Annotated in this window: 10 protein-coding genes; 8 read left to right on the top strand and 2 right to left on the bottom strand. The window is 71.2% G+C overall.

Annotation, left to right across the window (positions count from 1 at the left end):
* Positions 1-85: 85 nt before the first annotated feature.
* A complete protein-coding gene (locus BJ969_RS22340; RefSeq protein WP_343071543.1) occupies positions 86-901 on the top strand; it encodes a peptidase associated/transthyretin-like domain-containing protein in 816 nt (271 codons plus the stop codon).
* A 376-nt stretch (positions 902-1,277) separates the two neighbouring features.
* Complete coding sequence (locus BJ969_RS22335; RefSeq protein WP_184481746.1) at positions 1,278-2,168, top strand: hypothetical protein; 891 nt, start codon at positions 1,278-1,280, stop codon at positions 2,166-2,168.
* Positions 2,169-2,280: 112 nt separating this feature from the next.
* Here BJ969_RS22335 and BJ969_RS22330 read toward each other — a convergent pair whose 3' ends face one another.
* Together BJ969_RS22330 and BJ969_RS22325 are read right to left on the bottom strand one after the other, a co-directional pair.
* Entirely contained in the window at positions 2,281-3,792 is a 1,512-nt protein-coding gene (locus tag BJ969_RS22330; RefSeq protein WP_184481745.1) for a sodium:solute symporter, read from the bottom strand.
* Positions 3,789-4,982 (bottom strand): anhydro-N-acetylmuramic acid kinase, encoded by a 1,194-nt coding sequence (locus BJ969_RS22325; RefSeq protein ID WP_184481743.1) that lies wholly within the window; start codon positions 4,980-4,982, stop codon positions 3,789-3,791. Before BJ969_RS22325 ends, BJ969_RS22330 begins: the two co-directional genes overlap by 4 nt.
* Before the next feature lie 108 nt (positions 4,983-5,090).
* On the opposite strand from BJ969_RS22325, the gene ftsY reads away from it, so the two are divergent.
* From ftsY to BJ969_RS22295, 6 genes are all read left to right on the top strand, one after another.
* Entirely contained in the window at positions 5,091-6,593 is a 1,503-nt protein-coding gene (gene ftsY / locus BJ969_RS22320; protein WP_184481741.1) for a signal recognition particle-docking protein FtsY, read from the top strand.
* 371 nt (positions 6,594-6,964) lie between these two features.
* On the top strand, positions 6,965-7,720 hold the full coding sequence (locus BJ969_RS22315; RefSeq protein ID WP_184481739.1) for a D-Ala-D-Ala carboxypeptidase family metallohydrolase: 756 nt from the start codon (positions 6,965-6,967) through the stop codon (positions 7,718-7,720).
* A 229-nt stretch (positions 7,721-7,949) separates the two neighbouring features.
* A complete protein-coding gene (locus BJ969_RS22310) occupies positions 7,950-9,137 on the top strand; it encodes a CynX/NimT family MFS transporter (protein ID WP_184485646.1) in 1,188 nt (395 codons plus the stop codon).
* A gap of 132 nt (positions 9,138-9,269) precedes the next feature.
* Entirely contained in the window at positions 9,270-10,607 is a 1,338-nt protein-coding gene (locus BJ969_RS22305) for an ammonium transporter (RefSeq protein ID WP_184481737.1), read from the top strand.
* Entirely contained in the window at positions 10,604-10,942 is a 339-nt protein-coding gene (locus BJ969_RS22300) for a P-II family nitrogen regulator (protein WP_184481735.1), read from the top strand. Before BJ969_RS22305 ends, BJ969_RS22300 begins: the two co-directional genes overlap by 4 nt.
* Before the next feature lie 505 nt (positions 10,943-11,447).
* Positions 11,448-12,032 carry an AAA family ATPase gene (locus tag BJ969_RS22295; protein WP_184481733.1) on the top strand — a complete coding sequence of 195 codons (585 nt, stop codon included), beginning with the start codon at positions 11,448-11,450 and terminating at the stop codon, positions 12,030-12,032.
* Positions 12,033-12,310: the final 278 nt, after the last annotated feature.

Raw genomic sequence — 12,310 nt, 5'->3', positions numbered from 1 at the left:
CACGTTCCGGCTCTAACTTCGGTCCCGTTCCCAGTACGAGACTGCGAGAGAGGGCGGCATGTCAGACCACCACGAAGGTCAGCGGGTGAGCAGGCGCTCCGTGTTCGCCGGGGTCGGTTCCATCGGGTTGGGCACGTTGCTCGCCGCGTGCGGATCGCAGGCGGGCGGCAGCACGACCGTCACCACCTCCACCGGGGAGAGCGCATCGGTCACGCCGCAGACCGCCACCGAGGCCGCGGACCTGTTCGCCGGCACCAACACCTGCACCCTCACCCCCGACACCACCCAGGGCCCGTACTACTTCGACGCCGACAAGATCCGCAGCGACATCCGCGAGGACCGGCAGGGCGTGCGGCTGCGGCTCGCGCTGAAGGTGCAGGACAGCGAGACGTGCGCGGCGCTGCCCGGAGCCGTCGTGGAGATCTGGCACTGCGATGCGGCCGGGCTCTACTCCGGCGCCGAGGACCAGTCCTCCGGTGGCGGCGGCACCCCGCCCGGACCGCCGCCCGGCGGTGGTGACCGGCCTCCCGGCGGGGGCGATCAGGACCTGGTGCCCACCGACGACGAGCGCTACCTGCGCGGAGCCCAGGTCAGCAACGCCGAGGGCGTCGTCGAGTTCACCACCATCTGGCCCGGCTGGTACCGGGGCCGCACCGTGCACGTCCACGTGATGGTCCACGTCAGCAACGAGCGGGTGCTGACCAGCCAGCTCATGTTCGACGAGAAGCTCAACTCGGCGGTGTTCTCCCAGCAGCCCTACGCCGCGCACACCGGGCGGGACACGTTCAACGACGGCGACTCGATCTTCGAGGAGGCCATGCTGCTCAAGGTCGTCCCCGACGGCGACGGGCACCTCGCCTCGATCGTGCTCTCCGCCGACTCCGACCGCGACGGCACCTGATCCCGTGCACCCGGTGACCCGGCGGCCCGCACCCCGGGCCGTCGGAGCTCACCTGCACGGAGCCGCGAACGCCCCCGCACCGCTCACCCGGATGACGCCCCGCAATTTCTCGCGAAATTGAACCGACCATGATCATGAAGTGGCGAGGGTTGGGAAGAGGAATCGCTGGTCATCGAGGTTTTTCGGTGCCGGTGCGGCATATCGGCGCGGCGCGGGACGTCAATTTCTCGCGACATTGCGCGAGTTGTCCACAGCGGGAGGGGTTGTCCACAGCCGTATCGGGCGACGGGGCGGTTGCTCTCGGGGCGGGACTAGGCGGAACGGACGCGGGCATTACGGTGTGCGTCGCGTTCTTCGTGCCCCCCAGGAGGCCACCTTGTCTCAGCCGTACGGCCCGCAACCGGGTCAGCCGCACCCCCAGGCCGGGCAACCGGTGCCGCCTCCCGACTGGTCCGGGGCGCAGCAGAATCCCGCCTCCGGGCCGTTCCCGCAGCCGTACTCCGGTCCGCCGCCGCAGCCCTACCAGGGATCGGGCCTGCCGCAGCCGAGCTACCCGGCCCCGGAACCCGCGGCCCAGCAGCCCCACCCTGGTTCCGGCCCGATGCCGCAGCCGTACGCGGGATCGCCGTACCCGGGCCCGATGGCTCAGCCGTACCCGGGTTCCGGGCCCATGCCGCAACAGCCCTACCCGGGCTCTGGTCCGATGCCGCAGCAGCCTTACCCCGGTTCCGGTCCGATGGCTCAGCAGCCATACCCCGGCTCCGGACCGATGCCGCAGCAGCCCTATCCGCAGCCCGGCCAGCCGATGCCGCAGGGGTACCCGCCTCCCGGGCCGCCGCAGCAGGCTCCCGGCATGCCGCAGCCGCTCGGCCCGCCGCCCGCCGGGATGGGACGGGTGGTGCTGGACTCGTCGTACACGCCGCTCGCGTTCATGCTGGCGTTGTTCAAGCCGGGCGTGACGATCAACGGCCAGCCGGGCCCGCCCGCGGTCTGGGGCCGCACGGTGATCGACCTGCCGCCGGGGCAGCACCAGATCGAGGTGCACGTCAACTACCTGTGGAAGTTCGGTTCGGCCACCGCGGTGATCCCGGTGAACGCGGGCCAGCAGATCGAGGCGTACTACAAGCCTCCGATGGTGGCCTTCGGCGCCGGCGCGATCGGCCCGGTTCCGCAGTCGACGCCGAACGTCCGGCTGGTCGTGGGCCTCATGATCGCGTGGTTCGTGCTCTGCCTGCTGATCTTCTCGCTGCCGATGATGCTCTCCTGACCGCTCGATGATCACATCGCGGTGCGGCAGCGGCTAATAACAGCCACACGTGATCAAGGAGCGGCTCGCGGACCGTTCGCCCAGGCAGGGCGGGGTCCGCGAGCCGCACCGGTCAAGCGGACTCGGCGGTCGCCGCGGTCTTCTCCGCCGCCGGCGGCGCCGGGTGGCGCAACGACAGCAGGCCGCCGACGAGCAGCGTGACGAGCACGCCGACCGGCGTGAACCACGGGAACGCCAGCGACGCCTCGCCGCCCTCGCCGTCCGGGAACGTCACCCCGAACGCCAGCACGAGCACCACCACCAGCGTCGAGACGAACGCGATGATCGCGTCGGTCTGCCGCGCCCGCTTCACCAGCAGCCCCAGCAGGAACGCGCCGAGCAGCGCGCCGTAGGTGTAGCTGGCGATGCTCAACCCGATCTCCACCACCGGGTTGTCGGTGCTGCTGAACAGCGACGCGAACACCACGAACACCAGCGCCCAGATCAGCGTCCAGACCTTGCCGAGCCGCAGCACGCTCGCGTCGTCCACGTCGCGCCGGCCGATGCGCCGGTACAGGTCGCTGACCGTGGAGGTGGACAGCGAGTTCAACGAGGACGACAAGGTGCTCATCGCCGCCGCCAGGATGCCCGCGATCAGCAGGCCGGACACGCCCACCGGCAGCTCGTTCACGATGAACCGGGGGAACAGCTCGTCATCGCTGCCCATGCCCAGCGCCGAGGGGTCCGCGCCCTTGTAGAACGACCACAGCTGGGTGCCGATGAACAGGAACAGCCCGAACTGCAACGCCACCACGACGCCGCTGGCGATCAGCGCGAGCTGGCTGTCGCGCAGGTTCCGGCAGGACAGCAGCCGCTGCACCATCAGTTGGTCGGCGCCGTGCGAGGCCATCGCGAACACCGCGCCACCGATGACGGCGGTGAAGAACGCGTACTGCTCGGTGACGATCGAGGACCCGAAGTCGAGGACCTGGAACTTGCCCTCCTGCAACGCGGTGGAGAACCAGTCGCCGGACAGCCGCCCGTTGAGCACGACCGCCGCCAGGATCGCCCCGGCCACGTAGACGAACATCTGGATCGCATCGACCCACACGACGGCCTTGATCCCGCCCAAGTAGGTGTAGATCACGGTCAGCACCGACAGCGCCAGCACGATCTGCCAGTACGAGACGCTGACCCCGAACACCTCCAGCATCACCTTCACCGGGATCGCGGTGGCGAACAGCCGCAGGCCGTCCGCGAGCAACCGGGTGATCAGGAAGGTGACCGAGGCGGTGCCCTGCAGCCCGGACCCGAAGCGCTGCCCGAGGAACTCGTAGGCGCTCACCAGGTTCCCGGCGTAGTACTTGGGCAGCAGCACGAACGCGACGATGACGCGGCCGATGAGGTAGCCGATGGCCAGCTGCAGGTAGGTGAACGTGCCGAGGTAGGCCACCGTCGGCACGCTGATCACGGTCAGCGTGGAGGTCTCGGTGGCGACCACCGAGAAGCACACCGCCCACCACGGCAGGGTGCGGCTGCCGACGAAGTACTCCTGCGAGCTGCGCTGCCGCCCGCTGAGCAGCAGGCCCAGCAGCGGCATCGCGACCAGGTACAGCCCGATCACGATGAGATCGATGGACCTCATTCGGCCTCCAGGGGAGTCGTGGTGTGGGTGATGCGCAGGCGGTGCACGGGTTCGCTCGCCGGTTCCGGCAGCCGCAGCGGCCGGGCTCCGGGGGTGATCGCGCCGAGCAGCCGGGGGCCGTCGGCGCCGGTGGTTCCGGGGACGTTGCCGGGCAGCCCGTTCCAGGTCAACCAGCCCAGCAGCGCGGTCAGGTAGCCCTCCTTGCCCGCCGCGGGCAGGCCGAGGTCGTCGCTGACGTGGAGCGCGACGTCCCGCAACCGATCGCGCAGCGCCGCCATCAGCGTCGGGTTGTGGACGCCGCCGCCGGAGGCGATGACCTCGCGGGGGCCGTGGCGGTGGCAGGCGTCGGCGATGGTGGTGGCGGTGAGCTCCGTCAGCGTCGCCAGCAGGTCCGGCCCGCTGATGTCCACCTCGCGCACCGCCGAGTCCAGGTAGTCGGCGCCGAAGTGCTCCTTGCCGGTCGACTTCGGCGGCTCCGCTCGGTAGTAGTCGTCGGCCAGCAGCCGCTCCAGCAGCCGCCGGTGCACCCGGCCGTCGGCGGCGATCAGGCCGCCGACGTCGCTGGCGGTCGCGCCGTCCGTCACCCGGGTTGCCGCGGCGTCCAGCAGCGCGTTGCCCGGCCCGGTGTCGTAGGCGAGCGGTTCGGGTCCGCCGACGACGGTGATGTTGGCGATGCCGCCGATGTTCAGCGCGATCGACGGCCCCGGCCGGTCGGCGAGCCACAGCGCGTCGAGCACCCCGGCCAGCGGTGCGCCGTGCCCGCCCGCGGCGACGTCGCGAGCGCGCAGGTCCGCGATGACGGGGAGGCCGGTCGCTTCCGCGATCCACGCGGGCTGGCCGAGCTGCGTGGTGCCGCGCGCCCGCCCGTCCTCGACCCAGTGGTAGAGCGTCTGCCCGAGCGAGGCGATCAGGTCGACGTCGCCGAACTCGGCGATGCCGTGGCGGGCCGCGTCGGCGAAGGCGCGGCCGACCTCGGTGTCGAGCACGCAGAACTCCCGCGCGTCGAGGTGCGCCGGGGGCAGCGCGGCCAGCAGCCGCCGCCGCAGCTCGGCGGGGTAGGCGACCTCGGTGGAGCCGCACGGCCGCAGCCGCGCCGTGCCGTCGCCGGACGTGCTCAGCTCGGCGACGGCGATGTCGATGCCGTCCATCGACGTGCCCGAGATCAGGCCGAGAACCCGCCAAGAGGACATGCACAGTGGTGTATTGCACCGGGCTGGGGGATGCAAGCGCGTTTCTGCCATTGTTGGTGAATCGCCCACCTTGGGGTTGCTCCGCCGCTGCTCCGAGCGGGTGCGAGGATGGGGTGCGTGTCCACCTCGAACCTGATTCTGATCGCCGTTGTCGTCGCCGTGGTGCTGGTGCTGGCCGTGGTCACCGGCATCGTGCTCGCCCGGAGGCGCCGCATCAGCCTGCGCGAGCAGGAGGCCGAGCGCCCGGCGGTGCAGGGCGGCGGCTACCAGGCGGGCGGTGGCTTCAGCTTCTCCAGCGGCGCGACCGCGACGGCGCCGCCGGAACACCCGGTCGAGCAACGACCGGAGACCGAAGGGCAGCCCGGAGTCGGTGACGACGCCGCCGAACCGAGGGACAGCGCCAAGCGCGGCATCGTCGACGTGCCGCTGCCCACCGAAGCCGAGGTCGAGGCGGAGACCGGCACTCCCCGCGAGCAGCCCGCGACCACCGAGGACCCGGCGACCACGGCCGAGCCCGCCGAGGACCGCACGACCGGGACCGACGCCGCGACGGCGGTGGACCAGGTCGAGGACACCACCGCCCCGCCCGCCGAGGTGCCCGAGCAGGACCGCACCACGGCCCCTCCGGAACCGGAACCCGCGACGGCCGAGCCGGCCACCGAGATCGAGGAGATCGAGCCGACCGCGGGCAGGCTGGAACGGCTGCGCGGCAGGCTCTCCCGCTCCCGCTCCACGTTCGGCCAGGGCCTGCTGGGCCTGCTGGGCGCGGGCGACCTGGACGAGGACTCCTGGGAAGAGGTCGAGGACACCCTGCTGATGGCCGACCTGGGCTCGGCCACCACCACGGAGATCGTCGAGCGGCTGCGCACCGAGATCGCCTCGCGCGGCGTGCGCACCCCGGAGGACGCGCGGGCGCTGCTGCGCGAAGTGCTCATCGACGCGTTGAGCACCGAAGCACCGCGTTCCGTGCGCGCGCTGCCGCACGGCGACCCCGCCGACGGCGGCAAGCCCGCGGTGCTGCTGGTCGTCGGCGTCAACGGCACCGGCAAGACCACCACCACCGGCAAGCTGGCGCGGGTGCTCGTCGCCGACGGCCACAAGGTGCTGCTCGGCGCGGCCGACACGTTCCGCGCCGCCGCCGTCGAACAGCTCGCCACCTGGGGTGAGCGGGTCGGTGCCGAAGTGGTGCGCGGCAACGAAGGCCAGGACCCGGCGAGCGTCGCGTTCGAATCGGTCTCCCGCGCCACCGACGCCGGCGTGGACGCCGTGCTGGTGGACACCGCCGGCCGGTTGCACACCAAGTCCGGGCTGATGGACGAGCTCGGCAAGGTCAAGCGCGTCGTGGAGAAGCGCGCCCAGGTCGACGAGGTGCTGCTGGTGCTCGACGCCACCACCGGCCAGAACGGCATGGTGCAGGCGCGGGTGTTCTCCGAAGTGGTGGACGTGACCGGCATCGTGCTGACGAAGCTCGACGGCACCGCGAAGGGCGGCATCGTCTTCCAGGTGCAGCGCGAGCTGGGCGTGCCGGTGAAGCTCGTCGGCCTCGGCGAGGGGCCGGACCACCTGGCCCCCTTCGAACCCGCCGCCTTCGTTGATGCGTTGCTTGGGTGAGTTTCGGCCTTCGTAGGTGGTCGCTTAGCGGAACCTCAGCTGCTTCCTCGCTGCGGGATCTTTTTCCCAAGTGGCTCCGCCACGAGGGAAAAAGCTGTCCTCGCGAGGAAGCAGCTGAGAACCCGCCGGTGGTCTTCTTGCTTTGGTGGTCACTGCTCAGCGGCTTCGCCGCTGACAAGACGGTGATCAGGGGGTGCTGCTCGCATTCCGCTGCGCGGGTCCCGTGTGCCTTTCGCTCGTAGTGCCGTTCGGCGAACGGGTGGTGAGCAATTTGCGACATGTCTGTTCCGTCCGGTTGGTTCCGGACATGATCTGGCCGTTCTGACGAGGCCGCGGACCGGTTCCGCGGCACGTGCTGAAGGGGCGGATCAATGGGCGGAGAGCGGATCAGATCGGTGCTGGCGGCACCGGTGCGGCTGTGCGCTGCGGTGGCGGTCGCACTCCTGGTGGTGGCCGGGGTGTCGGCGGTGGCCGCGCCCGAGGCGGCGGCCTACTCGTGGACCCGGCAGCTGCAGGAGGGCGACAGCGGCGACGACGTCCAGGAGCTCCAGATCCGGGTGGCGGGCTGGGCGGCCGACGAGGCGTCGAAGACGAACGTGGCCGTGGACGGGCAGTTCGGTCCGGGTACGAAGGCGGCGGTGTCCCGCTTCCAGAGCGCCTACGGGCTGTCGGCGAGCGGTGTCGTGGACACGCCGACGCAGGACGCGTTGAACGCGCTGGAGGACTCCGACGGCTCCACCGCCCACTTCGACTTCGCCGAGTTCGAATCGAAGGACGGTGCCGGATTCGGCAGCGGCAACGTCGACGCGAGCACGGTCCAGGAGAACGTGCGGCGCTTGATGTACAAGCTCGAAGCGGTTCGCACCAAGGCCGGTGACGCCGCGATCACCGTCAACTCCGGGTTCCGCAGCCTCGCGCACAACGAGAGCGTCGGCGGCGTCCCCAACAGCCAGCACACCTACGGCATCGCCGCGGACGTCGTGATCAGCGGGCAGGGCGTCGGCGACACCATCGGGTACGCCCAGACCTCCGGTTTCTCCGGCATCATCCGCTACGACACGTTCACCCACGTCGACAGCCGCGCCGAGTACGACTACGGCGCGAGCTCCTGGTACTGGAGCGTGTGAGTTCCGGATCGGCCGGATCGCCACCTGATCCGGCCGATCTTCCGGAACCCGTCGGACGAGTCGATCGAAGGGGCACGGGCTCGGGCCGGTTCGCGTCGCCAGGCCCCTGGATTCGATCAACGATCCGGGACGAATGCTCATCCGGGAGGGATTCCGGCACGGGCCGGGTCCGGTGGCTCACCGGGCCGTCTGATCATCCCATGTATGTGGTCCACTGTCCGGCGTGGCTATGACGGGCGAGCGGGCGGAGCGGTTCGCGGTCGGCACGTTGGTGCTGGTCGTTCTGGTGGCGTTGGCGCTGCGGCCGCCGGTGACGGCCGTGGCGCCGGTGCTGGACCGGATCTTGGCGGACCTGGGGCTGTCCACCGCATTCGGCGGGGTGCTGACCACGCTCCCGGTGGTGTGCCTGGGAGTGTTCGCCTTCGTGGCGCCGCGGCTGCGGCAGCGCTTCGGCGACGAGCGGGTGCTGGTGGGCTGCCTCGTGGTGCTGCTGATCGGCAACCTGCTGCGCGCGGGCGGATCGGTGCAGGCGTTGCTGGGCGGCACCATCGTCGTCGGCGCGGGCATCGCGGTGGCCAACGTGGCGCTGCCCGGACTGATCAAGCGGGACTTCCCGAGCCGCGTGCCGGGCGTGACCGCGCTCTACACGATGTGCCTGACGCTCGGCGGCGCCACCGCGGCGAGCGCCGTCGTTCCGCTCGGCCGGGCGCTGGGCTCGGAGTGGCGCTGGCCGCTGGGGCTGCTGGCGGTTCCGGTGCTGCTGGCGCTGCTGCTGACCGCGTTCGCGCTGCGCGGGACGACGACCACCCAGCGCGCGATCAGCCCGGGGAAGCTGTGGCGCGATCCGCTGGCCTGGCAGGTCACCGTGTTCATGGGCTTGCAGTCGCTGATGGCCTACGTCGTGTTCGGGTGGCTGCCCACGATGGCGCAGAGCCGCGGCCTGTCGCCGGAGAGCGCGGGCCTGGTGCTCGGCGTGCAGGCCGCGGTGCAGGCCGTCGGCTCGCTGACGGTGCCGCTGCTGTGCCGGCGGTTCCGGGATCAGCGGTGGGTCGCGGTGAGCGTCGCGGTGCTGACCGCGGCCGGGTTCGCCGGGGTGCTGCACGCGCCGGGCGCGGCCGGGATCTGGGCGGCGACGGTGCTGCTGGGCTTGGCGCAGGGCGCGTCGTTCGGGCTCGCGCTGACCTTGTTCGGGTTGCGCGCGCCGGACAGCGAGACCACCGCGGCGCTGTCGGGGATGGCGCAGGGCGCCGGATACCTCATCGCCGCGCTCGGACCGCTGGCCATCGGGCTGCTGCACGGCGCCACCGGCGGCTGGGCGATTCCGCTGGCCCTGCTGGTGGTGTGCTGCGCCGCGGAAGCCGCGGCGGGCGCCGGTGCGGGCCGGGCGCGCACGGTGCCGTCGGTGGTGGGCTCGTAACACCCCGGTGACCGCAGAACCCCGCCGTAACACGCAGACCCGAACAGTTCACGACGGCGAAACGAACGAACGGATCGCCTGAAACAGGCATTTCCCAGGATGCGGCCAACACGGTTCGCACGGGGAGGCAACGTGAATTCAGGCGATACCGCATGGGTGCTGATCAGCGCCGCACTGGTGCTGCTCATGACGCCAGGGCTGGCTTTCTTCTACGGCGGCATGGTGCGTGCGCGCGGCGTGCTCAACATGATCATGATGAGCCTCGGCAGCATCGGGGTCGTCGGGGTCCTGTGGGTGCTGTTCGGGTACTCGACCGCCTTCGGCACGGACCTCGGCGGTCTCGGACTGCTGGGCGACCCCACCGAGTTCTTCGGGCTCGGCCAGCTGCTCGGTGAGGACCAGCTCTCCGGCACCATCCCGACCTTGGCGTTCGTCGGGTTCCAGGCGATGTTCGCGATCCTGACGGTCGCGCTCATCTCCGGCGCCATCGCCGACCGGGCCCGCTTCGGCCCGTGGCTGCTGTTCGCCGCGCTGTGGGCCACCGTCGTGTACTTCCCGGTCGCGCACTGGGTGTTCGCGTTCGACGAGACCGACGACGCGGGCAACGTGACCGCCGTCGGCGGCTGGATCGCCAACCGGCTCGCCGCCGTCGACTTCGCCGGGGGCACCGCGGTGCACATCAACGCCGGTGCCGCCGCGCTCGCGCTGGCGCTGGTGCTCGGCAAGCGCGCCCGCTGGCCGAAGGAGACCGGCAAGCCGCACAACCTGCCGTTCGTCGTCCTCGGCGCCGGTCTGCTGTGGTTCGGCTGGTTCGGCTTCAACGCCGGTTCCGCGCTCGCCGCGGACAACTCCGCGGCCGTGGTGCTGGTCAACACGCTCGTGGCGACCAGCGCGGCGATGCTCGGCTGGCTGTTCGTGGAGCGGCTGCGCGACGGGCACGCCACCACGCTCGGCGCCGCTTCGGGCATCATCGCCGGGCTGGTCGCGATCACCCCGGCCTGCTCGTCGGTGACGCCGCTGGGCGCCATCGCCGTCGGCGCCATCACCGGTGCGGTCTGCGCGCTGGCGCTGAGCCTCAAGTACAAGCTCGGCTACGACGACTCGCTCGACGTCGTCGGCGTGCACCTCGTCGGCGGTCTCGTCGGCACCCTGCTGGTCGGGTTCTTCGCCTCCGAGGCGGCGCCCGCCGGGGTCAACGGGCTGTTCTACGGCGGCGGATTCGACCAGCTGTGGCGCCAGGCCGTGGGCGCGGTCGCGGTGTTCGCCTACTCGTTCGTGCTCAGCCTCGTGCTTGCCTGGATCGTCAAGGCCGTCGTCGGCTTCCGGGCGACGCCGGAGAACGAGGCCGAAGGCATCGACGAGACCGAGCACGCCGAATCCGCCTACCACTTCGGCGACGGCCGCTCCGCCCGCCGTCCGGCCGTCCGCGCCGACGACGCCGATCGCAAGCTGGAGGGCAGCAACGCATGAAGCTGGTGACCGCGATCATCCAGCCCAGCAAGCTGGACGAGTTGAAGGACAAGCTGGGCCGGCTCGGCGTGCTGGGCATGACCGTCAGCGACGCGCAGGGCTACGGCAGGCAGAAGGGCCACACCGAGGTCTACCGCGGGGCCGAGTACGCGGTGGACTTCGTGGAGAAGGCCCGCGTCGAGGTGCTCGTGGACGACGCGATCGTCGAGCAGGTCGTCGACGGCATCGTCACCGCGACCCGCACCGGCAAGGTCGGTGACGGCAAGGTCTGGGTGAGCACCGTCGACTCCGTGGTCCGGGTGCGGACCGGAGAGACGGGCGTCGAAGCGATCTGACGCGACGCCGACGACGAAGCCGGGCGCGGGCCACCAGGTCCGCGCCCGGCTTCGTCGTGTCCGGGCCCGGATGCGTATCTCTACTCAGCCGCACTCACGGGGGTTCACGGTCTTGCCGAGCCGTCGATCGCGGCAGACTTCAGCCCGTGCCGAGGTGAACGAAGATCCCGGGCCGCGAGGCCCGCCCGCCGCACGGGGAGGGATCCGGGGTAACCGCATTTCGGCGCGGGCCAGGGGAATCCGGGAGAAGGGGACCCGGGGCCTGAAGCCTGGGGGAGTGGGCCCGGAGAGCACGGGTCCGGGACGTTGGGGGAAGAGGGAAAAGGGAGGAACTCCGGGGGAGCCGGTGGGGGCCGGGGGCGCCGGAGTTCCAAGGGGGATGGGGATAGAGGGGGCTGGGGGATCTGGGGTGGCTCGTACGAGGGGGCGGGCCACCCCAGATCTGTTCTCCGGCGATCACCCGCGCGCCCGGGCCAAGATCCGCTTCGCGTAACCTGGCCACGTCGTGGACATTTCGGACGAGTCCGCCGCGTCCGGCGGGCCAATTCCCACTTTGCGCACCCCGCGCCGCACCCTGGTGGTCCTGGCCGGGCTTCCCGGCGCGGGCAAGAGCACCCTGCTGCACAAGCTGATCGCCCCGCCGGGAACCGTCGTGCTCGACTCCGAGCAGGTCCGCGCCCGGCTCAAGGAGCTGCTGCCCGCCGCGGTCCCGTACCGCTGGTACCGGCCCCTGGTGCACGCCTTGCACCGCACCCGCATCGCCTGGTTCTGCCTGCGCGCCGACGGCAGGGTGATCGCCCACGAGCCGTCCACCCGCGCCACGACCCGCCTGATGATGGTGCTGTTCGCGCTGATCAGCGGCAGGCGTCGGGTCCTGGTGTGGCTGCACGTCGGTCCGGAGGAGGCGCTCGCCGGGCAGCACGCCCGCGGCAGGCTCATCCGCAGCCGCTCGTTCCAGCTGCACGTGCACCGCGCGTACCGGGTGCATCGCGCGCTGCTGTCCGGGCGGGCGCCGCGCGGCTGGCAGGACGTGCGCCTGTTCACCCGGAACGACCTGGCCGCAGGCCTGCGGGTGACCGGCCGCAGGTGAGATTCGTCCCGATGCCACGGGTGGGTTCGCCGTGGCGAACAGGTGATCGCTACCCTTGGACGACGACGCGGGGGAAAATTCCACCGCGTCTGGCTGAGACAGCGAGCTGCGAGTGACTGGCAACAGTGTGTGTGCGTGCCAGGTGTGCGCGGCTTGTACATGCGCGAGCAGCACCGCGCGTCTGCCCTGAGAGACGGCGACGGCGCGGAGCTGTGTTCGGACCTGACTGTTGCGATCGCCGCGTGCAGTGGACGTCGGTGCAGGGCCGTGACGCATCC

The sequence above is a fragment of the Saccharopolyspora gloriosae genome (assembly GCF_014203325.1).
GTDB classification, from domain to species: Bacteria; Actinomycetota; Actinomycetes; order Mycobacteriales; family Pseudonocardiaceae; genus Saccharopolyspora_C; species Saccharopolyspora_C gloriosae.
Note: the sequence above shows the minus strand (reverse complement) of the source record. Positions and strands in the feature narration are given on the sequence as shown.